Here is a 23,302-nt window from a genome sequence, read left to right as displayed (position 1 = left end):
CCATCGGGCTTTAAACCCGGTTTTATTTTTGAACCGGTATAACGTGCCTTACAGTGCTTTGCTTATTCTCAGGTGGTGGCGTATGTATCAATTACATGATTGCAGGTAAAGTGTTACAGGATAGTTTGTATTTTTTAAAAAATGGCCTGTTGCGTAAATCGTAGCTGGTTATTGATGTATAATGAAACTACGTGCAGTTTTTTAATATAGTGCTCACTGCCCGGCAATGCAATGGTATTTTGACCCGTTTGCAATACTATGTTTTTTGAATAACTGCCTGAGCCCGATGCATCACGCATCACTACCGTTGCCTTACCGGTTTCACAGGTATTTACAATTAGCCGTGGTTTTCCCAACAGATTGTTTTCGGCCAGGTAAATGGTAGTGGTTGCCGGTTGTTCAATTATTACAGTATTGCTGTAAAAGTATTGCCCGGTGGCTGTGATCATTTTTATGCGATAGGTAGCCGTGCCTGCAGCAAAATTGATATCGGTAAATGAAAATCCGGTATTGATGCCGGTTTGCGTGGCGGCTACTGATCCTGTTTTTATAAAAGAGGCCCCTCCGGTGCTTTTTTCAATTTCAAAGGCTTCTGGCTGCGTGTTGTTCGGCGTATTCCACCATAATACTACTTTGCCATTTACCGGGGCTGCTCTCAGCGTAATACGCACCGGTGACAAAACAGCAAAACTTAAAAAGTCGGTGACGGTGTCTTTGCATCCGTTTCTGGTTTCGGTTACGATTAGCTGATAGGTGCCTCTGGTAGTATCTGTGACAGGATTTTGAACAGCTGAAGTAAAACCGTTTGGTCCGCTCCAGTTGAATAGCAATCCTTGCGACCCGCCGAATGAGGTCATATAATTACTGGCAGCTACATTGCCACCATGTAAAATAAAATGGGCCATGTCGGCCGTAGTGGAAACATAAAAAGACGCAACGGGCGGAAAGGTATCGGTGGTTACCCGTACCGTATCGGTTCTTGTTACGGGACAACCATCGGCCACCGCAGCCTGAATAATATAGGTGCCGGGCTGGTTGATCTGTGCAGTATTTGCACTGCTGCCGGTTATATTTCCATTGGTGGTGCTCCATGTATAGTAACCTGCCGTGGTGTTATTTGATACATTTATGGTGCCGGTTGTGTTGGTGCACGAAAGCGTTGGGGCCGTCAGTGAGTAATCGAGAACCGGCGGCTGCAAAAAACTAAAAGGCCCTGCAAAATCCTGCAGGTTTGAAGTGAAGGATGGGGAAGACCTTGATTTAAAAAATACCGAAGTGAAAATCGACTGGCAGGCGCCTGAGTTCAACACAGATGAATACAGCGCCGGGTCGATGCCGATGCGCGTAAGGTTCAACCCGATTTCAATAAACTGCAACGACTGGTACTGCTGTTCCCATTGGGCGCCGCTACCAATGCCATGCGAGCCCCACGGCGTAGACCAGGTAGTATCTGCTGCCGGTGTGCCCGACAAATTGGCGATGCCCGATCCAAATGCTGTAGTACCGGTTTTTGAAAGAATGGATGCATAGCCAAACGAGGCGGTAGAACCATCGAAACTGCTGCCGAAGTTAAATAGTGCAGGGGTAACTGTATTATAGGTGGTATTACTAATCCATATGCGAACTTCTACAGTAGGAACGCCCGATGAATAACTTACTGCAACGATCATGTCGCCGGTTTGTGTAATATTACCCGAAGCATCGAACAACCATTGCACATGTCCTGCATTGGGGCCACCACTGTTAAATGTGCCGGCAGTATTATTGTAGCTGATTTGATTTTTGTACAACTCTATATCAAAATACCTGGCTCCCGAAGTGCCGAGGGTGCTCACTGCTGTAAAAAACCATAGCGAATCATGTACGTTGCTGCCATTGCGCCGCATATGGGCAAATACATCTACCAGATCGGTTTTGTTGGGAATAGAAGATGCAACGCCATGCCAGTTACCGGGATCATCTCCGTTTTTATTGCCTCCTGTAAAAGTGGTTGTGTCGGTAGGGTTGGCAATATAATCTCTTGTATACACCGCATCGAGCCATATTTTTCCGCTGATGTTCGAATACAGCGGCATCGACATGCGTTTTGAAAAGCAGATATTATTATTTGCCTGCAGTAATGCTTTGTAAGTAGCCGCATTAGATGTATCTATAACATTATGGCCCGAAGCTGTAGAAGATGAAAACCAATCGTCGCTGGTAACAGTGCCGGTGGCAGGACCATATTTCAGGTACCCGGCTTTTGTATCGGCATCAACGCCAAAGAGCGCATGAAGTCCTCCGTTGTTCAGCTGTGCAATCGTTTTAAGCTGTAATACAATGAGGCATACTACTAATACATAGTACTTTTTCATTGGGTACAAGTGTTGGGTTATTCCACAGGCTTAAGATGCGTAGGTTGCCTGATTTGGATATTAGGGTTTGCTGTAAAATTAATTTACCCATGCACAGATAAAAGCTTTCTATGCCCCGAAATATTGAATATTACTGGAATATTTAGAATAGTTTAATGCTAAACACTTACGGATATGTGCAAATAGCAAATCGGCAGTAATTGTCTTACTGATATAAGTATATATATAACGGTTATCTAAATGTTTTATTGGCCTTTCTGCAAATCAATTCATAACAGATGAACAAAAAGCACTACCTGTGTATGATTTAACCGGTTATACTACGGGGTTAATTTGTTAAAATAGTTTAATGTATTGCCAATAGCGTTGTGCATTTGGGTTACAGTTATAGTAATTTGATGGTCTTTAAAGACTGCTGCCAAACTAACGATTATGAAACTAACTTGCCACGCCCCCGCGCGGTGGATGACAGTGCTTTGCTGTTTTTTATCCACCCTGTATGGCGCTTATGCACAACATGCAATAGCTCCATCTGCACTTGCTCCTCAATTTTTTCTTTCGTCTTCTTTGTCACGAGGGTTATCATTTTCCCGCGCCCCCGCTGCTTCACCCGTTGCGTATGAAATAAGGGGAACTGTTGCCGACTCTTCGGGCCCTTTGCCCGGCGTATCGGTTTCGGTTAAAAGCGCTCCGAACATTGGTACTACCACCGACCTGAACGGCAAATACATTTTATCGGTGCCCGATGAAAAAGCGGTATTGGTTTTTAGTATGGTTGGTTTCGACAACCAGGAATTTTCGGTAAAGGGCAAAGATGTGATCAATGTGCTGATGAAGCGCGCTTCCAATTCACTGAATGATGTGGTTGTGGTGGCGTATGGAAAGCAAAAGAAAAGAGATATCGTGGGCTCGGTTACAACCATCAGTCCCGAAGACCTGAAAGTGCCTTCGAGCAATCTTACTACTGCCCTGGCAGGCCGGCTGGCCGGCATCATCGCTTATCAAACAACCGGAGAGCCGGGTCAGGATAATGCCGATTTTTTTATTCGCGGCGTTACCACGTTTGGCTATAAAACCTCTCCGCTGATTTTGATCGATGGCGTTGAATATACGGCCACTGATCTGGCGCGGTTGCAGCCTGATGAAATTGCCAGTTTTTCGATTATGAAAGATGCCACCTCCAGCGCCCTGTACGGAGCGCGTGGCGCCAACGGCGTTATATTAATCACTACCAAAGAAGGAAAGCAGGGCAAAGCAAAAGTGTATGTTCGTTTCGAAAATTCTGTTTCCCGCCCCACCCAAAAGGTGCAGCTGGCCGATCCGGTTACCTACCTGAAGCTGCACCAGGAGTCGGTTTTAACCCGGAATCCGCTGGGATCGCTTCCCTATTCGCAAAGTAAGATCGACAACACCGAATTGGGTATAAATCCATATATGTTTCCTGCGGTTGACTGGATGGGGATGTTATTTAAAGATCATGCCGCCAACCGCCGGGGCAATTTTAGTGTTAGCGGGGGCGGGCAGATCGTTAACTATTTTCTGGCCGGCTCCTTTGCGCAGGACAACGGTATATTAAGGGTAGATAAACGTAATAACTTTAATAACAACATCAACCTTAAAACATACAACCTGCGTTCTAACGTAGGCCTTAAGGTTACCCGAACCACCGATGTAATGGTACGCCTGTATGGCACGTTCGACGATTACAACGGACCTATCGACGGCGGCACGGGTTTGTATAGAAAGGTAATGCGTACCAGCCCGGTTTTATATCCTGCTTATTTTCCCGTTGACTCAGCCACCCAATTTGTAAACCACATCATGTTTGGCAATTACGAAAAAGGAAATTATTTAAATCCATATGCCGACATGGTTTCGGGGTACAAAGATTATAACAAGTCGCTGATGTCGGCACAATTTGAATTAAAACAGGATCTTTCATTTTTAACAGAAGGGCTTTCTATGAGGGCTTTTACCAACATCAACAGAGCCTCGTACTTTGAAGTATCACGCAATTACAATCCTTTTTATTACACCGCTACCAATTATGATAAATATGCCAATACCTACCGCTTAGCGGTTATTAATCCCGATCCGGTAACAAACGAAGATGCTGTTCCCCAGGGCGGAACAGATTATCTGGGAAAGCCGAAAGCCGGTGATAAAACAGTTACATCCAACTTCTATTTTGAAGGCGCCATCAATTACAACCGCACATTCGACAAACACGGACTGAGCGGATTGCTTGTGGTAACCGCGCGCAGCAGGCAGGAAGGAGAAACCAAAACCCTGCAGGAGTCGCTGCCATACCGTAACAGTGGTGTTTCAGGACGAGCTACCTATTCGTACGACAGCAGGTATTATGGCGAATTTAATTTTGGTTATAACGGCTCGGAACGGTTTTATAAAACCGAACGCTTTGGCTTCTTTCCATCTGTTGGTATGGCCTGGTATGTTTCGAACGAACATTTCTTCGACCAATATAAATCCGCCATCAATAAACTAAAGTTAAGGGCCACGTACGGTCTTGTAGGAAACGATGCAATCGGAAGCGCCGAAGACCGGTTTTATTACCTGAGCGATGTGAATTTAAATAACACAACCAATAATCCTGCCTTTGGCACCGATGGCGGTTATACCCGAAATACCATTGTCATTAACCGGTACGAAAACCCCAACATTACCTGGGAAACTTCGCGCAAGGCCAATTATGCCCTGGAGCTGGGGTTGTTTGGTAAATGGGAAATTATTGCAGAATACTATACCGAAAAACGCTATAACATATTAATGGGCCGAACCTATATTCCCTACACATTGGGTTTGCAGGTGAACTTAGACGACAATCCGCCCAAGGCCAATATCGGCGAAGCATCCGGTAAAGGCGTTGATTTATCGGTTGAATACCTGCAAAACTTCGGGAAAAATTTTCTGGTGCAGGCGCGGGGCAACTTTACATATGCCCGTAGCCGGCTCGATAAAAATGAATCACTGCATTACGGCGATAACATGTATTACCTGAATAAGGTTGGCTATCCTATAAAACAGGAATGGGGTTACCTGGCCGAGCGTTTGTTTGTAGATGATGAAGAGGTGAAAAATTCTCCTACACAAACTTTTGGCGAAACCATGGGCGGCGATATAAAGTTTCATGATGTGAATGGCGATGGCGTTATTGATAAGCTCGATATGGTGCCTCTTGGTTATCCTACTACGCCCGAAATAACCTATGGTTTTGGTGTTTCGGCCAGATACAAAGGCTTCGATATTTCCTCATTCTTTCAGGGAACGGCCCGGCGTTCGTTCTGGATCGATGTTGAAGCCACTGCTCCGTTTGTATCGTACCGGTATAAGTCGGATGAACTTAAAAACTACCAGCTGCAAAACCAGTTATTGAAAGCATATGCCGATGATCACTGGTCAGAAGAAAACCGCAATTTATATGCACTGTGGCCGCGCCTGAGCTCAAGTCTGAATAGCAATAATAGTCAGCAAAGTACCTGGTTTATGCGAAGCGGTGCCTTTTTGCGCCTGAAGCAGGTTGAGCTTGGTTATACCCTGCCGCAGAAATATACCCGCAAAATTCACATCGACAATTTGCGGTTATATGCAAACGGTACCAACCTGGTGACTTTCAGCAAATTTAAATTATGGGATATTGAACTGGCCGGTAACGGATTGAACTACCCCATTCAAAAGGTGATCAACTTTGGAATTCAGGTATCACTTTAAAAAAATAACCAATGAAAAAAATACTCATTATAGTTTCGATTCTATCAATAACAGGCGGTTCCTGTAAAAAATACCTCGATGTAGTGCCCGATCAGGTAGGCACCATCGACAATGCATTTACTTTGCGCAGCACGGCAGAAAAATTTTTGTTTACCTGTTATTCGTATATGCCCAAGCACGGCGATATGGACGATAACCCTGCTTTTAATGCCGGTGATGAAGTTTGGTATATGTACCCGATCAAAGATGTGGATGCCGATTTCTGGAACATTGCCCGCGGGCTGCAGAATACCGGCAATCCGTTGGGAAGTTTCTGGACAGGAAAAAACCAGGGAATAAAACTATTTACGGCACTGAGAGACTGCAACATCTTTTTGGCCAATATCGATAAGGTAAAAGATATGGAGGTAACAGAAAGAGAAAGATGGAAAGCAGAAGTTACCTTTTTGAAAGCCTACTATCATTTTTATCTCGTTCGCCTGTATGGCCCCATTCCTATAATAAGAGAAAATTTACCCGTAGGAAGCGAGCCCGAAGTAGTGCAGGTTGAGCGGGAACATGTTGACAGTTGCTTTAGTTACATTGTTCAATTGCTGGATGAAGCTGCATCCTACGATGCGCTTCCTGCCCGAATAATTGGCACCGAAGGAACGGAACTGGGACGAATTACCAAATCGATTGTACTGGCGCTTAAAGCAAAGGTGCTGGTAACAGCCGCCAGTCCGTTGTTTAATGGCAATGCCGATTTTATATCTGTTAAATCAGGTGATAAGGATGGGGTACCACTCATCAATCCGGTTGCCGACCCCAAAAAATGGGAAGTGGCTGCGCAGGCCTGTAAAGAAGCCATTGAATTTTGCCACACTAATTTTTACTCGTTGCAACGGTTTAATTCCACTTTTTATCCCGGCTGGGTAATAAACGATATACTCAAAACGCAGATAGGCTTACGCATGGCTGCAACCGAAAAAGAACTGAATACCGAAGTGATATGGGCCAATACATCGAGCCGCGCTACTGATATACAACGATGGACCATGCCCATTTTGGCCAGTGGCGCGCTCAGCGGCAGTGGTCCCAAGGGTATTCTGGCGCCGCCTATAAAAATGGCCGAGTTGTTTTACACCAAAAACGGTGTTCCGATCACAGAAGATAAAACCTGGGATTATGCCGGCCGGTTTCAGTTAAAAACTTCCACAGGCGACGATACTTTTTATGTAAAGAAAAATGAACAAACAGTAAAACTGCACTTCGACAGGGAACCGCGCTTTTATGCCGACCTGGCCTTCGACAGAGGTATATGGTTCGGTAACTGGATAAATAATTATACCATGACGAATATGCTTTATGTAAAAGCACGAAGGGCTGAATATGCAGCCCGGCAGGGTGTAAGTAATTTTTCGGTTACAGGTTACTGGATTAAAAAGCTTATCAATATGAGCACTGTAGCCGCTGCCGATGGCAATGTTACCGGCAGTAATCAAAATGCTTATCCCTGGCCCGAATTGCGGCTGGCCGATTTGTATTTACTGTATGCCGAAGCGCTGAACGAAGTGAACGGTCCGGGTGCAGAAGCATATAAATGGATCGATGCAGTAAGAGAAAGGGCCGGTCTGCCCACCGTAGCATATTCGTGGGGAAATTTTTCGAACCAGGGAGCGAAATACACTTCCAAAACCGGCCTGCGCGATATTATTCATCAGGAACGTTTGATTGAGCTGGCATTTGAAGGACAACGCTTCTGGGACCTGCGACGTTGGAAAGAAGCTCATATTGTTTTGAACGCGCCTGTTAAAGGATGGAGTACCGAGCAGCAAGATCCTTCCGGATATTACAAACCGGTAACCCTGTTCACCCAAACATTTAAGCTGCGTGATTATTTCTGGCCCATTGACCAGGACGAATTGCTGCGAAACAAAAAGCTGGTGCAAAATCCCGGGTGGTAATACCGGCTCACACTTAAAACTATGTACAATGAAAAACATTCAGATATTAATATACTGCTGGCTGCTGGTGCTCATTACCGGTATAGCCTGTAAGAAGGATGAAAGAAATCCGCTTTCAAAAGATGGAACGGTGCCAGGTGCTGTAAGTAATGTTGGGGTAACCAATTTGCCGGGGGCTGCTTTGATTAAATACACCCTGCCCGGCAACGAAAACCTGTTATACGTTAAAGCAATGTATCAGTTGAAGGGCGTTGAAAGAGAAGTAAAGGCATCGATGTATCAAAACAAATTACTGGTAGAAGGATTTGGCGATACACTTGAGCGGGAAGTGTGGCTGTATGCCGTAACCCGCAGTGAAGTGGCATCTGAACCGGTTTCGATAAAAGTAAAGCCGTTAACGCCGCCCATCGTTAATGTATACAAATCGCTAAAAACAGATTCAACCTTTGGCGGCATTAATGTGAAATACACAAATGTTGACTCAGCCAATATTGTGTTTGAAGTTTTGGTGCTTGATTCGGTAGGCGACTGGCAGCACGTTGATTTTAATTATACGAGTATGAAGCAGGGCGCTTTTAATATAAGAGGATTTCCGCCCAAAGAACGCACATGGGGTATTTATGTAAGAGACCGGTGGGATAATCACAGCGACACCCTGCAGGTTAAAATAACACCTGTTTATGAAGAAGCGCTTGATAAAACCAAATTCAATGATGTAAGAACCACTTATGCCAATTACATTCCACAGTTTGATCCGCTTCCCAATTCAGGATTTCCGATGGCAAATGCGGTAGATTATTCAAGCAGCTACCCGATGAAATATTTGTACGATGGCAATGTTGGTTCAATGTTTCATACCAAAGAAAAATACGACCTGCCGCTATGGATACCTATTGACCTTGATAAAAGCGGTGCTTCGAAATTTATTTTAAGCCGTTTTAAAGTATGGCAGCGGCCGGCAGGATATTCATTTAATCATGGCAATCCGCATCATTGGGAAATATGGGGTACCAATAAACCCAACGCCGGCAGCGCCGGAGGCGCCAACAATACCGATCCGAATATTGGCTGGGTTAAACTGGGCGAATGGACAATGACCAAACCTTCGGGATGGGAGGTTGGCCTGAACTCGAATGAAGATCTGGATGCTGCTAATGATGGACAGGAGTTTGAGTTTCCCAATAATCTTCCCCCTGTTCGTTACATAGGATGGAAGAACATCGACAGCTGGGGTTCTATCACCGGTTATACAGGATTTTTTCATTTGATGGAGTTGTCGGTATGGGGGCAGAAAAAATGAATTGTTCTCGCCAAGGCGCCAAGGCGCTAAGCCTTTTCTTAGCGTTCTTATAGATCGCGAAGCGATCATCTTTGCGCCTTTGCGAGATAATAAAAACATTTAAAAAGGAAATTTATGCGTGTAAACAAATATAATATAGGTGGTTTGCTGGCAGTCATATGCACCGGCATACTGTTTTCCTGCAGCAAAATGGATGCAACCTATGCTGATTTTTTAAAGGATGGTGAAATCGTATATACCGGCAGGGTAGATTCGGTAAAAACACTCCCGGGCAACTATCGCCTCGGTTTATCTATGTTACTTATTTCAGATCCAAAGATCAGTAAAGTGAAAGTATACTGGAATACAGGCTCACAGCCCGATTCAACCGAAAAAGCCGTTCAGCGTACTTCGGGTATAGACACCGTGCGGTTTTATTTTGATAAGATGCCCGAAGGCACTTTTACATTTTACATTTATACATATGATAACCTTGGCCATAAATCAATAAAAACCGATGTGATAGGGGATGTGTATGGCGAAAAATACATTGCACAACTCGTGAACCGCGCCATAAAAACCGCCACTTATTCAGACGTTGATAAAGGTGCACAAATAAAATGGTTCGGTGTGGGGCAGGATGTGATCGGAGAACAGTTTGTATACACCGATTCGCTGGGCACGGTAAGAGATATGATGGTTGTTACCGACAGTATTAACCTGTTGCCAGCCTTGAAAAAAGGAAATTCTTTTCAGTACAGGACCCTGTATAAACCAACACAGAATGCAATGGATACCTTTTATTCAAATTATGAAACGAGAACCATTCAATAAGCGAAATCGAAGGTTCCGGGAACGTTCCCGGTACTTGCCAAAATAGATGAATAAATGGCGATTTAACCGGAAAAAGCCAGTGGTAATTATTGGTTAGTTGCATTAGTAAAACCCGGCATATATCCGGGCGGGAATCACTTACTAATGCATATGAAAAAAGCTGGTTTTGGTATTGCACTCATGATAAGTACTTTATGTGCAGTTGCTGCACCCGGGGTAATCATTGATATTACCAGGTATGGCGCTGTGGCAGATGGTAAAACGCTGAACACTTCGGCAATTCAAAAAGCGATTGATGAATGTCACCGGCAGGGTGGGGGTAAAGTGGTTTTTCCCGCCGGTATTTTTCTGTCGGGCACCATTGTTTTGAAAGATAATGTTACCCTGCAGTTGAATAAAGACGCCCGCTTATTAGGCAGCACCAATTTAAATGATTACCAGAATATTGATCCTTTTACCGAAGGATTGGGTATCGATGTTGGCTGGGCACTGGTGGTAGCTGTAGATGCGCATCATATTAGTATTGAAGGAGAAGGCGCCATCGACGGCCAGGGCGCCAAACTGAAAGAAGAACAACTTTTAACCGATACACGACCCGAATCGCAGCGGTGGGGCCGCCGCCCTTTTCTGTTGCGCATCGTTCGATGTGAAAATGTTTCAGTAAAAGGCGTTACTCTTAATTATGCCGCCGCCTGGACCTCGCACTATTTTCAAAGCAAACATGTTCGCATCGAAAATGTAAAGATCGTAAGCAATGGGGTGGCCCATAACGACGGTATTGATATTGACGGTTGCGAAAACGTACGTATTAAAAACTGCGACATTGTAAGCGGCGATGATGCGCTTTGTTTTAAAACCACTTCAAGCAAGATGGCCTGCCGCGATATCATCGTTTCGGGCATGCGCCTGAAAAGCAACCAGGGCGCTATAAAAATGGGCACCGAATCGATGGCGCCATTTGAAAACATCAGTATATCTGATTGCTATATATACGACACCAATAATGGCGGTATAAAATTATTAACGGTCGACGGCGCTCATTTGCGCAATGTACAGATTACCGGCATCAATATGGTGAATGTAAAAACACCTATGCTGCTGCGCCTCGGATCGCGCCTAAGCGTGTTTCGCAAAGGAAAAGACACGCAGCAAACAACCGGCACATTCACCAATATTGTAATAAAGAATGTAAAAGCACAGGCTGCTGCGAATGCGCAGCTAACCCCACCCTCGGGCATTTTGATAACCGGTGTTCCCGGCCATTGCATAACCAACGTTACCCTCGAAAATATTGATATCAGTCTGGCAGGTGGCGGTACACCCGAAAATGCCCGTGTGCAGGTACCCGAAGCCGTTGATAAATATCCCGAAGTAAAAACTTTTGGTCCGCTCGTACCCGCTTATGGCATATGGGCGCGACATGTAAAAGGGCTGCAGTTGAAAAACATCACTCTGCGACTCGACAGCAATGACAGACGGCCTGCCTTTATATGCGAAGATGGATCAGATATTACAGTTACAGGTTGGAAAATTCCCCAAACATCCGGCGGCGAGTCGGTGATCAGGTTGCAGGATGTTGAGAAAGCCCATATCATCAATATGGATGTAAAAGCAAATGCAACCGCTTTTGTAAAAATAGAAGGCGATAACAGCAAAGATATTCGGGTAGAAAAGAACAAAACGCCCGGCATCACTCAACAATAAAACGTTTCTTTTAACCAAAACGAAAGCAAAATGAGACAGAATCAACTTCAACTTAAAGACAAAGCCCCGCCTTTACCAGGAAAATTTCCATGCTACGCTCAGGTTTCCCGATTTCTTAAACGATAAAATTTGCCATATGTTAACGCTTATTGCAACCCTGCATCACAGGGCAAGGTATGATATAAACTTTTTGAAAAAGAAAACGCTTATTGCCATATTCACTTTATTGTGCACTCAATTTGTAACTACTACTCTCAGCGCACAGGAAAAAACAGTATCTGTAAAAGGAACTGTAAAGAACGAAAACGGAGAGCCGCTCTTAGGCGTATCGGTTGTTGTTAAAGGAACAACCAAAGGAACCAATACCAAAGATGACGGTTCCTTTCAAATAGATGCTCCGGTTAACAGCACCCTCATGATCTCGATCGTAGGTTATGTGGGCACACAAATAAAAGTTACCAACGCCGATCAGTCGAACCTTGCTATTCAGTTACAATCCGATAAACTCGAGATGGATAAAGTAATTGTGGTAGGATACGGAACCCGCCGTAAATCGGATGTTACCGGTTCCATTGTTTCTATCAGCGAGCAATCTATCAAAGACGTTCCTTCTTCAAACCTTGCTTCTGCCCTTCAGGGACAGGGAGCAGGTATAGATATTCAAAGAAGCGGCGCCAACAGTAAACCGGGCGCTACGCCAAATATTTTGATCAGAGGCTCAAGGTCATTAGGCGCCAGCAACTCGCCATTGATCGTTGTAGATGGAATTCCTTTTAATGGAAACATCAACGATTTGAACCAGGATGATGTGGGCTCGGTAGAAATTTTAAAAGATGGCTCTTCCACTGCTATTTACGGATCAAGAGGCGCCAACGGTGTAATATTGATCACTACAAAACGGGGTAAAACAGCCAAGCCGGTATTTACCTATAGCGGCTATGTAGGTTCAAGCAGGTTAACCCGGGAATTTCCTGTAATGAATGCCGCCGAATTTACCGATCTGAAAAAATGGGCTAACATCATTGCCAACCCCGGAAAATATACCGGTCTTGATGATCCGCTTTTTATGACCAATGGTGTTTTTGATCCTGCCGAAGTTGAAGGTATTAAAGCCGGTCGCAATACCGACTGGCAAAGCCTGATTTATAAAACAGGGATTATTACCGATCACCAGTTGGGTGTTACAGGTGGTACCGAACAAACACAATACGCCATATCCGGTGGCTACTTTAACCAAACCGGTATTTATAATGGCCAGAGTTTTGAACGGTATACCGTTAAAGCCAGTATAGACCAACAATTGGGAAGAATTTTCAAAGTAGGTTTAAATTCATTGAACACCTATTCGATCCGTAAAGGCGAAAGCGCTAACCCCATGGCACAGGCGCTACGGGCAAGTCCGCTGGCATCGCCTTATGATAGTGCCGGTAATGTACTTAATAACTATGTTCCGGGAAGTGCCAGCCAGGTTTGGAATCCGCTTGCCGATCTGATTCCGGGTGCTGCGGTAGAAAACAGGAAACGCCTCGGTACTTTTACTACTCTGTATCTTGAAGCAAATTTGTTCAAAGGATTGAAATACCGGTTGAATGCCGGTGCCGAGATCAGGTCTGATGTGTATGGAAATTTTTATTCCGATAAAACAACTTTCAGGGTGAATCAGGGAGGATCAGCTTCTTCGAACCGCACCAGCTTATCGAACAACTACACGCTCGAAAACCTGATCATTTATGACGCAACTATTGCACGGAAGCACAAAATAAATTTCACTGGTTTGTATAGCCTGCAGGAGGTAAGTTCTCAATCAAATCAGTTTGATAATACCAACATTTTAGCCGATTACCTGGCTTATTTCAATCCCACATACGGATCGAACCTGAAAGGAAGCGGTAGTTCATCCAAGGCCGATATTCTTTCTTACATGGGACGGGTAAACTATAGCTTCAACGACAAGTACCTGTTAACATTAACCATGCGCGCCGACGGTTCATCGCGACTGGCAGATGGCAATAAATGGCACTCATTTCCCTCGGCTGCCTTTGCCTGGAATGTAAGCAAAGAAGATTTTCTTCAATCGGTACCGGTTATCAATAATTTAAAGTTCAGGGCCAGTTACGGCAGCGTTGGTCAGCAATCTATCAACGCCTATCAAACGCTGGGACAATTATCAGGCCTGGTATATAACTATGGGTCGAACATGGTTACCGGAGCTTACCTGAGTTCAACGATCAATCCCACATTGACCTGGGAGTATACAAAAACCGCAAACATTGGTATCGACTTCGGCATATTAAACAATCGTATTTCGGGTTCAGTAGAAGTGTACAAAGCGTTTACCAATTCATTGTTATTACCGCAAACGCTGCCACCTACAACCGGTATACCCAACGCCATCGTTACCAACGTTGGTAAAACCGAAAACAAGGGTATTGAAGTACATATCAGTACCATTAACATACAGGGAAAATTGCGGAATGATTTTAACTGGACAAGTGATTTTAACTTTTTTATAAACAGGGGAAAAGTAACGCAGCTGGCAAACGGCGCCACCAAAGATGTTGCCAACGGATGGTTTGTTGGGCAGCCGCTGGATGTTTATTATGATTATAAACGGGCAGGTATCTGGCAAAATACGGCAGAAGATACAGCCGCTGCAAAGGCACTTGGCCTGGCTACTACAGGTAGCGGTTCTGTAATAGGAACAATACGTGTTGCTGATATCAGCGGACCCGATGGAAAACCCGATGGAAAAATTGACGCTACCTATGATCGTATTATAGTAGGCACCAGCCAGCCCAAATGGGAAGGTGGTACCACACAGCGTTTTGGCTTCAGAGGATTTGATTTAACCGTAGTAGCATTTGCAAGATGGGGATATACTTTAAACAGCAGCCTGTATGGTGGAAACTTTGTAAACACTTATCAGGGTACGTACAATAATTTAAAAACAAATTACTGGACGCCGCTGAACCACGAGCCATCGAATCCAAAAGCAAATGCCAATGCCACCAATCCATTAAACCGCTCGGTATTAAGTTATTTCGACGGATCGTTTGTAAAGATCAGAAGCATCAGCCTTGGCTACAATCTTTCTCCGGCGTTAACACAACGCCTGCACGCAAAGAATTTCCGCGTATATGCAACAGCTTCAGATCCTTTCATTCTTTTTTCGCCTTATCGCAGAGCCGGTGGTATAGATCCTGAAGGTGCAGGTACTGTAGGCATCGATACGCCGCCTACCTGGCAATTGATCTTTGGCGTTAACATGTCGTTTTAATTATTACTATCCAAAAAGAATTGTATGAAAAAAATATTTTTATTCTGCAGCGGGCTTTTGATGATTGCAGCCGGCTGTAACAAAAAGCTGAAGGAAGAACCCAACTCGCTCCTTGTTCCTTCTTTTTTTCAAACCAACCAGGGTTTGCAGGCAGGTCTGGATGCCGCTTATGCCGGTATGCGCAATTTCTGGGGCGCCCAGGAGTATTTCACGGTAACTGTTATAGGAACAGATGAATTTCAGCGAGGCACTGATGGCAACAGTGATATTAACCTTTACAGTTACACTACATCGCATGGCACCACTACCACGCTTTGGAAAGCAGCCTATATTTTCATCAATACCTGTAACGGTATTATCGACTATGCCGATAAAACAACCCTGCCGGCAGCTACCAGAAATAGCATGGTGGCAGAAGCAAAATTTCTGAGAGCCAATTATTATTTTATTCTGGCGCAGTTTTGGGCTGATGTTACATTAACCACGCACTTTCAATCCGAAGCCATCACATCGGCAAAACGCGATCCGCTGGCAAGTGTGTATGATTTAATTGTTCAGGATTTGAAAGATGCCATTGCCGGGCTGCCTGCAGGGCCTAACTCTAACGGTGTATTGCCGGGCAAGGCCACAGCAGCTGCAGCAAAGCATGTACTGGCCAAAGTGTATCTTACGAGGGCAGGTTCGGCAGTAAAGAAAGCCGATGATTACCAGAATGCCTATAATACCGCCGTTGACCTGATCAATACCAGAACATCGCTGGGCTTAAGTTTATTGCCCGATTTTGGCAGTGTGTTCGCCGAAGGTAATGAGGCTAACAGTGAAGTGTTGTGGACGGTACAACATACTGCAAACCTTGCGTACAATGGTCCCAATAACAGTGGCGTAACCAACTACAGTGCCGACAATGTTTTGAACCATATGTGGGTAGGGCAGTACGAAAAAAGACCCGGCATGATACGCAGTATGCAGTATGGCCGCCCGTACATTCGTTGCATTCCCACCCGCTGGTTAACCGATACGGCTTTTAAAGAAAGAGTAAACGACACGCGGTACAGCAAAACATTTCAAACCGTATGGTATGCAAACAACCCTGCTGCAAACGGCTATCCCGTATGGCCGACTCCATTGCCTGCCGGCGCCCCTGCAGGTGCCGTTTCGGGACAACCGAAATTTAAGTTTGGCGATACAGCTATTTACATGCCGGGCGTAGATGCCAGCGATGCAAAAATAGCAGCAACTCCCTATTTGCTGGTGCCTCCGCGTAAATACGACAATACTTTATCGGCTACTATGAACAAGTATTTTGATACCAAAAGAGGCGATCTGAATTCACCTTCAATAAGACCTGTAATTGCTTTCAGACTGGCTGAAACTTATCTCATTGCTGCCGAAGCAGCCTTTATGATAAGCAATACGGCCGATGCTGTTAAGTATATCAACACCGTGCGCGAAAGAGCTGCCTATCCATCAGGTAATGCATCGGCTATGGATATTACGGCAACAGATCTTTCCCTTGATTTTATACTGGATGAACGCACAAGGGAACTGTGTGGTGAAAATGTAAGGTGGCTCGATCTGGTGCGTACCGGCAAATTATTGGAGCGGATAAAAATTCACAATAAAGAGGCCGCTGCCAATATAATTCCCAAACATGTGTTGCGGCCTATTCCGCAGGCACAGATAGATGCAACCACCACCGGCGATCCGTACAACAACAGCATGTATTTCCCGCTGTGGAATTAAAACGGAAGCCGGAGGTCGGAAGTAAGAATGAAAAACAGAATATAGCTGCGGCTTTCAGGCCGGAGAAAAATATAAAACGCACTATGGTTTCTTAGGAACCCCCTGTGACAAACGATAAGCTGCAAATGGTGGGCGCCATGTTCATTATGTTAAAAATTGCGCCCGACAGCGATGGTTGCTCACCTTTGCCGCATATCGGAATTAAAAATTAAAAATGAAAAATGAAGAATGAGAAAGTTGAGGTTCGGAAGTGTATTTTACTTTTTCATTTTTCATTTAACATTTAACATTCTTAATTTCATTCGATATTTAAAAAGGGCGATATACTTATGAAGAAACTCCTTATCGTATCACTGGTTTGCTTCGGTAATTTGTTGTATGCGCAAAAAGAAGAAAGCGATAACCGTTTTGCAGGCAATAAAAATAAACCGGCACGGCAGGAATGGTTGCGCGATCTGGGTTTTGGCATGTTTATTCATTTTAACGTAGATGCACAACTGGGTATCACCATCAGCCACTCGCTGGTGGGCGCTTCGGATGATTATGTAAAACGGTATTATAACGAGCTGCCCAAAACATTCGATCCGTACAAATTCAATCCGGCCGAAATTGCTAAACTGGCCAAACTGGCGGGCATGAAATATGTTGTGTTCACTTCCAAACACCATTCAGGATTTTGCTTCTGGGATACCAAAACAACTAATTTTAAAATTACCAATACGCCATATGGCAAAGACCTGCTGAAAGAATATGTGCAGGGAATAAGAAAAGCCGGCCTTGCAGTTGGCTTTTATTATTCGCCAGAAGATTTTAAATTTTTATACGATCATCATATCCTCATCAAACGGGGCGATATGAAATTTGATAAAGCAACCAGCGCCGCTTATGATGCCCTGGTTCGCAAACAAACAACCGAACTGTTTACGATGTTTGGTAAAATTGATGTACTTTTTATTGACGGAGAACCTAAAGGACCCTGCCGCGATGTAGCCTGGAAACTGCAACCTAATGTAGTGATTACCCGCGGCGCGGTAAACACCCCTGAGCAAACACTGCCCGGTATTGCGCAGAACGAATTTTGGGAATCGTGTGTAACCATGGGTACCCAATGGAATTACAAACCCACAAACGATAATATAAAAACCGGTGGCCGCCTGATTGAGTTACTGGTTGAAGCCCGCTCCAAAGGAGGCAATTTTTTATTGAATGTTGGTCCGCACCCCGATGGTTACATACCCTATGAACAGGAAACACAATTGCGTGAAGTGGCTGCCTGGCATTTCATCAACCACGAAGCGATAGAAAGTGTGCGTCCATGGATTATTACCAATGAAGAAAATATCTGGTTTACCGCCAGTAAAGATAAACGAACCGTGTACGCCGTTATTACCGGTATGCCCGACTGGCCGAAAGGCGAACGCCGGGAGTTTGTGTTGGGTTCAATAAAAGCAACGCCGCAAACAACTATCAGCGTGCTGGGACAAAACGATCAGGTAACCGAATACGCCAATCAGGTCGATGTGCATTCGCGGTTTGAACAAAAGGAAGATGGATTACATATTTCAGTAGCAAGGGCGCAACGTGTGTATGATAATTACAAATGGCCCAACCCCATTACCGTAAAATTAGAGCATGTGGAACCCGCGCTGGATCCGCCGCAGGTTGAAACAATAGATGCTGTTCCTAAAGAAAGTGGCATTGAATTGCAGGGCCGTTTATTGAAAAAAGGAAGTGCCGAAACGGTGAAGGTGTTATTTGAATACCGTGCCTTTGCAGGCTTTGCCGAAAACCTGTACAGTAAGGATTGGTTAAAAACAGAAGCGGTGAGTGTTACAAACGAAGGAAATTTCACCATACAACTGCCACAGGTTGAAAAAGGAAAAGAATACCAGTACCGCGCTGTTGTGGTGCATCCGCGGTTAACGGTTAGGGGAGATGTGAAAAGAGTAGTAAGTGGTAAGTAGTAAGCAAGAAGCAGGAAGTAAGCTGAAATGGGTACAGGGCGTTGAAGAGTGCGACGCAACGAATGTTCAATACGGGTTCAACTGCCGGCATCAAAAAAATAATAGCAATGAAATATATAATTCAGTTTATAGTGTTTGCGCTGGTCGTAAGCAATACCTATAGCCAAAAGGCGAAACCGTTGTTCAACGGCAAAAACCTCGATGGCTGGTATTCGTTTATAAAGAACAGGGGTAAGAACAATGATTCGCTGGGTGTTTTCTCGGTGCAGGATGGTTTGCTGCACATCACCGGGCAGGAGTTCGGGTACATAATAACAGAAAAAAAATACAGCGATTTTCATTTGATCATTGAATTTAAATGGGGTGAAAAAAAATATCCGCCTCGCGAAAACAGGGTGCGCGATAATGGCATTTTATATTATGTAGCCGACAGCGACAGGGTATGGCCAAGGGCCATTGAATGCCAGGTGCAGGAAGGCGATTGTGGCGACTTCTGGCTCATCGATAGCGTTACACTTGTAATTGATGGCGCCCGTTCACAGGCAACAAAAAATACACGGGTAGTAAAAAAGAAAGACAACGAAAAGCCTTCCGGCGAATGGAACCGCCTCGAAATAATTGCACAAAAAGGAAAATGTACACACATTATGAATGGGGTAGTGGTCAATGAAGGCACCGATGCCAGTTTGCATACAGGCCGGATTCTGGTGCAATCGGAAGGTGCGGAAATTTATTACCGGAAAATTGATATAGAGGAATTGAAGTAGTTAACAAGTTGAAAAGTTAACAAGTTGAAAAATTCATAAAATCATATCGATAAATGAAACCTATGTTTAAGTATTTGTTATTAGCGATGGGAATTGGCGTGCTGCAGACAGATATCTGCGAAGCACAATCGAAAAAAACGATGTCGTATTTCAGCAATTGGCCACAAGGCACTTCACCGCAGGAAGTTGGCAAAAAAGTAGCAGCGCATTTTGTGGCTACACCGCACACCAACTTTGGCCGGTCGACCCCACCCAAAGTGATCACCTATCCCGAAACCTGCACCTGGTATGGTGCGCTTACCTTTGCCAAACAAACAAACGATAAGCAATTAAAACAGGAACTGATTGACCGGTTTGAACCGCTGTTTGGCAAACAGGATACCTTAATTCCTGTTCCCGATCACGTGGATTATTCAGTATTTGGATCTGTACCACTTGAACTGTACATACAAACAAAAGACAAACGCTATCTCGATATCGGAAAACGCATTGCCGATAAGCAATGGGCAGCACCGGAAGGCCCGCGTGTAAAACCCGAATCGCATGTGTATTATAACCAGGGCCTCACCTGGCAAACACGTATGTGGATCGACGATATGTTTATGATCACCGCGGTGCAATCGCAGGCTTACCGGGCAACCGGCGATAAAAAATATATTGAAAGAGCTGCGAAGGAAATGGTAGTATACCTCGATTCGCTGCAACGGCCCAATGGTTTGTTTTATCATGCGCCCGATGTGCCTTACTTCTGGGGCCGTGGCGATGGCTGGATGGCTGTTGGAATGGCCGAACTGTTACGTTCGCTGCCGAAAGGCAATCCCAACCGCGATCGTATTATGAAAGGATACAAAACCATGATGGCCTCCCTGTTGAAATATCAGACAGAGAATGGCATGTGGCGTCAGCTGATCGATGATGCGGAATCATGGCCCGAAACTTCCTGCACCGGCATGTTCACTTTTGCGATGATCACCGGTGTTAAAAACGGCTGGCTCGATGCAGCAACTTATGGCCCTGCCGCCCGCAAAGGATGGCTGGCGCTCATTACCTATATCGACGAAAATGCCGATGTAAAAGATGTATGTGAAGGCACCAATAAAAAGAACGATCGCCAGTATTATCTCGACCGAAAACGCAATGTCGGCGACCTGCACGGACAGGCCCCGGTGTTATGGTGCGCTACGGCGTTGTTACGTTAGGAGTAGCCGGAGTAGCCGTGCCAAGGTTTCAAATCGTGGCACGGCTAACGAAACCGTGGCACGGCTTCGGAAAAATAAACCATCTTATGAAATATATATTGCCTGCCATATTGCTGTTTGCCGGCAATGCATCATGGGCACAATCAACTGCCGATACTGTAAAGCGCGTTAGCAGTCAGCGACCTGCTGCCCGCGCTCCGGTGCCTGATGTATTGCCGGGCAAAGGGCTTCAACAGCATGATTTTTTATATGCCGGTGAATGGGATACACGTAAAGACACCCAAACGATATTTCTCATTCAAAAAGGAAAAATTACCTGGACGTGGTCGATCCCTATTAAAGATCACAATGGACAACTGAGCGAGTTCAGCGATATTCACCGGTTGTCGAACGGCCATGTTTTATATGCGTGCAAAACAGGTGCGGCAGAAGTAACACCCGATAGAAAAATTGTATGGACGTATGAATGCCCGGCAGGCAGTGAATGCCATTCGGCACAACCTGTAGGTAATGATAAAGTGTTTTTGTGTTTGAACGGAACGCCTGCCAAAGCAATGCTGATCAATAAAAAAACAGGTGCGGTGGAAATGGAACATGAAATTCCAACGGCAAGACCCGATGACCCCAAATCGGTTCATGGACAATTTCGACATATTCGCCTTACAAAAACCGGTTCCTATCTGTTGGCGCATTTAAATATGAGCAAAGTGATAGAGTATGATAAACAGTGGAACCCGGTTTGGTCGGTAGATGCCCCTTCGGCCTGGGCCGCTGTACGTTTACAAAATGGCAATACACTCATCAGCGGAAATCAGTATGGATATGTACGCGAAGTAAATGCCAAAGGCGAAACAGTTTGGGAAATCAATAAAGATGACTTACCCGGTTTTCCGTTGTATACGGTGCACGAAGTGGTGCGACTTTCAAACGGCAACACCGTTATTTGTAACTGGGGCGGATTTTTGCGCAAAGAAGACTGGGACAAAGTGGTGCAGGTAATTGAAGTTACACCAGATAAAAAAGTAGTATGGGCCCTGCATCAATGGAACAATCCCGATCTGGGGCCTTCCTCCTGCATTCAGTTGCTCGATGAAAAAGGGAAAGAAGAAAACGGCGACCATGCCCGTTAGAAAGCCACCAGGCAATTGACAATAGGCAACAGGCAATGTTAAAACACAAGGGGCTACAAGTTATAAATGCGTTTGTTGCCAATTGCTAATTGTCAATTGCTAATTGCTAATTGTCAATTGATCATTGACCATTCACCATTCTGCCATGAAACACAAATTTCTTATCCTTGTTTTAACAATATTCTTCATTCAAATCAGCACCGCCCAGGACCGCGCCGTGTGGCTCAAACAGAGCCGCTGGGGTATTATGGTGCATTACCTGGCCGACTGGCGGTCGCGTGCAGACAGCATTACCACAACACCTGCCATTTGGAATGATATGATCAATCGTTTTGATGTGGAAGGATTGGCACAACAATTAAAAACAGCGGGCGCCGGTTATTTGATATTTACCATTGGTCAGAACTCAGGTTATTTTGTTGCTCCCAATAAAACCTACGAACGCATTACAGGCACCACCGGAAAATGTTCCCAACGGGATCTTATAAACGATTTGTCGGTTGCATTAAGAAAACGAAATATAAAACTCATTGTTTACCTGCCATCCGGCGCGCCGGGTGGCGACTCAATTGCCCGCAAAGCGCTTAAATGGGAAAACGGCCCCAATGAAAATCATGCCTTTCAGCAAAACTGGGAAGCAGTTATTCGCGACTGGTCGTTACGCTGGGGTAATAAAATCGATGGCTGGTGGTTCGACGGATGTTATTGGCCCAACATTATGTACCGGGCCGAAACCTCGCCGAATTTTGCCAGTTTTGCAGCTGCAGCCCGTGCCGGTAATGATCAAAGTATTGTAGCATTTAATCCGGGTGTTGCGTATAGAACCCTTTCCATAACACCTTACGAAGATTATATAGCCGGAGAAATCGATAAGCCTGAATTCATTTCTATCAAACGTTCTTATGATGGAAAAGTAGATGGAAAGCAAATTCATGTTTTAAGTTATCTGGGCAAAACCTGGGGCATGGGCGAGCCACGATTTACCGGTGAGCAGTTGATTCAATTCAGTAAACCGGTGGTGCAGCCGGGCGGGGCCATTACCTGGGATACGCCGGTGCAGCGAAATGGGTTAATCAGCGCTGCGTGCATGGAATTGCTGATAGCATTGGGAAAAAGTATGGCTAACTGACTTTCTCATCTCTACCCTTTGCCTGGTTTTAGTCTATACTTAGTCTATAATTAGCCTATACCAACTCTACCCTTTAGGTAGTCTTTGAGGTAGCCAGGAGGTAGAGAAGGGGTAGGCAAGAGGTAGGGCTGAGGTAGCTTTGAGGTAGCAAAGAGGTAGGCACGAGGTAGCCAGGGGGTAGATGTCTTAAATTTTAAATAACGTTGTCTTATACTGAAAAAACTTTACAGGTGGGAATGATTAATAC

The 23,302-nt window shown here is 44.9% G+C and carries 13 protein-coding genes; 12 read left to right on the top strand and 1 reads right to left on the bottom strand.

Annotated elements, in window-relative coordinates; translation table 11 throughout:
- Positions 1 to 134 precede the first annotated feature (134 nt).
- Complete coding sequence (locus tag AC59IL_RS20570; protein WP_496554074.1) at positions 135 to 2,354, bottom strand: hypothetical protein; 2,220 nt, start codon at positions 2,352 to 2,354, stop codon at positions 135 to 137.
- 432 nt (positions 2,355 to 2,786) lie between these two features.
- On the opposite strand from AC59IL_RS20570, the gene AC59IL_RS20565 reads away from it, so the two are divergent.
- The 12 genes from AC59IL_RS20565 (at position 2,787) to AC59IL_RS20510 (ending at position 23,055) form a co-directional block, all read left to right on the top strand.
- A complete protein-coding gene (locus tag AC59IL_RS20565; RefSeq protein WP_496554073.1) occupies positions 2,787 to 6,083 on the top strand; it encodes a SusC/RagA family TonB-linked outer membrane protein in 3,297 nt (1,098 codons plus the stop codon).
- 11 nt (positions 6,084 to 6,094) lie between these two features.
- The gene (locus AC59IL_RS20560; RefSeq protein WP_496554072.1) at positions 6,095 to 8,029 is read left to right on the top strand and encodes a RagB/SusD family nutrient uptake outer membrane protein; all 1,935 of its coding nucleotides are present in this window, start codon (positions 6,095 to 6,097) and stop codon (positions 8,027 to 8,029) included.
- 28 nt (positions 8,030 to 8,057) lie between these two features.
- The gene (locus tag AC59IL_RS20555; protein WP_496554071.1) at positions 8,058 to 9,329 is read left to right on the top strand and encodes a DUF4959 domain-containing protein; all 1,272 of its coding nucleotides are present in this window, start codon (positions 8,058 to 8,060) and stop codon (positions 9,327 to 9,329) included.
- A gap of 114 nt (positions 9,330 to 9,443) precedes the next feature.
- Positions 9,444 to 10,142: a DUF4998 domain-containing protein gene (locus tag AC59IL_RS20550; RefSeq protein ID WP_496554070.1), complete on the top strand. Its 699-nt coding sequence runs from the start codon at positions 9,444 to 9,446 to the stop codon at positions 10,140 to 10,142.
- A gap of 150 nt (positions 10,143 to 10,292) precedes the next feature.
- Positions 10,293 to 11,846 (top strand): glycoside hydrolase family 28 protein, encoded by a 1,554-nt coding sequence (locus tag AC59IL_RS20545; protein WP_496554069.1) that lies wholly within the window; start codon positions 10,293 to 10,295, stop codon positions 11,844 to 11,846.
- A 136-nt stretch (positions 11,847 to 11,982) separates the two neighbouring features.
- Positions 11,983 to 15,123, top strand: coding sequence for a SusC/RagA family TonB-linked outer membrane protein (locus tag AC59IL_RS20540; RefSeq protein ID WP_496554068.1), 3,141 nt, complete (start codon positions 11,983 to 11,985; stop codon positions 15,121 to 15,123).
- Positions 15,124 to 15,147: 24 nt separating this feature from the next.
- The gene (locus AC59IL_RS20535; RefSeq protein ID WP_496554067.1) at positions 15,148 to 16,866 is read left to right on the top strand and encodes a RagB/SusD family nutrient uptake outer membrane protein; all 1,719 of its coding nucleotides are present in this window, start codon (positions 15,148 to 15,150) and stop codon (positions 16,864 to 16,866) included.
- A 329-nt stretch (positions 16,867 to 17,195) separates the two neighbouring features.
- A complete protein-coding gene (locus AC59IL_RS20530) occupies positions 17,196 to 18,830 on the top strand; it encodes an alpha-L-fucosidase (protein WP_496554066.1) in 1,635 nt (544 codons plus the stop codon).
- Positions 18,831 to 18,937: 107 nt separating this feature from the next.
- Positions 18,938 to 19,597: a 3-keto-disaccharide hydrolase gene (locus AC59IL_RS20525; RefSeq protein WP_496554065.1), complete on the top strand. Its 660-nt coding sequence runs from the start codon at positions 18,938 to 18,940 to the stop codon at positions 19,595 to 19,597.
- Positions 19,598 to 19,659: 62 nt separating this feature from the next.
- A complete protein-coding gene (locus AC59IL_RS20520) occupies positions 19,660 to 20,796 on the top strand; it encodes a glycoside hydrolase family 88/105 protein (protein WP_496554064.1) in 1,137 nt (378 codons plus the stop codon).
- Between the two features lie 86 nt (positions 20,797 to 20,882).
- Positions 20,883 to 21,926, top strand: a complete 1,044-nt coding sequence (locus AC59IL_RS20515; RefSeq protein WP_496554063.1) for a hypothetical protein — start codon at positions 20,883 to 20,885, stop codon at positions 21,924 to 21,926.
- A gap of 145 nt (positions 21,927 to 22,071) precedes the next feature.
- On the top strand, positions 22,072 to 23,055 hold the full coding sequence (locus AC59IL_RS20510) for an alpha-L-fucosidase (RefSeq protein WP_496554062.1): 984 nt from the start codon (positions 22,072 to 22,074) through the stop codon (positions 23,053 to 23,055).
- The last annotated feature ends 247 nt before the right edge of the window (positions 23,056 to 23,302 follow it).

Source organism: Niastella sp. sgz303648 (genome assembly GCF_059587045.1).
This window is presented reverse-complemented; position numbering and strand designations above follow the sequence as displayed.

Excerpts from the sequence above, each read along its gene's own strand:
- AC59IL_RS20545 (WP_496554069.1), top strand. The coding sequence starts at position 10,293 with ATGAAAAAAGCTGGTTTTGGTATTGCACTCATGATAAGTACTTTATGT.
- AC59IL_RS20530 (WP_496554066.1), top strand. The coding sequence starts at position 17,196 with ATGAAGAAACTCCTTATCGTATCACTGGTTTGCTTCGGTAATTTGTTG.
- AC59IL_RS20535 (WP_496554067.1), top strand. The coding sequence starts at position 15,148 with ATGAAAAAAATATTTTTATTCTGCAGCGGGCTTTTGATGATTGCAGCC.
- AC59IL_RS20550 (WP_496554070.1), top strand. The coding sequence starts at position 9,444 with ATGCGTGTAAACAAATATAATATAGGTGGTTTGCTGGCAGTCATATGC.
- AC59IL_RS20565 (WP_496554073.1), top strand. The coding sequence starts at position 2,787 with ATGAAACTAACTTGCCACGCCCCCGCGCGGTGGATGACAGTGCTTTGC.
- AC59IL_RS20525 (WP_496554065.1), top strand. The coding sequence starts at position 18,938 with ATGAAATATATAATTCAGTTTATAGTGTTTGCGCTGGTCGTAAGCAAT.
- AC59IL_RS20520 (WP_496554064.1), top strand. The coding sequence starts at position 19,660 with ATGTTTAAGTATTTGTTATTAGCGATGGGAATTGGCGTGCTGCAGACA.
- AC59IL_RS20515 (WP_496554063.1), top strand. The coding sequence starts at position 20,883 with ATGAAATATATATTGCCTGCCATATTGCTGTTTGCCGGCAATGCATCA.
- AC59IL_RS20560 (WP_496554072.1), top strand. The coding sequence starts at position 6,095 with ATGAAAAAAATACTCATTATAGTTTCGATTCTATCAATAACAGGCGGT.
- AC59IL_RS20570 (WP_496554074.1), bottom strand. The coding sequence starts at position 2,354 with ATGAAAAAGTACTATGTATTAGTAGTATGCCTCATTGTATTACAGCTT.
- AC59IL_RS20510 (WP_496554062.1), top strand. The coding sequence starts at position 22,072 with ATGAAACACAAATTTCTTATCCTTGTTTTAACAATATTCTTCATTCAA.
- AC59IL_RS20540 (WP_496554068.1), top strand. The coding sequence starts at position 11,983 with ATGTTAACGCTTATTGCAACCCTGCATCACAGGGCAAGGTATGATATA.
- AC59IL_RS20555 (WP_496554071.1), top strand. The coding sequence starts at position 8,058 with ATGAAAAACATTCAGATATTAATATACTGCTGGCTGCTGGTGCTCATT.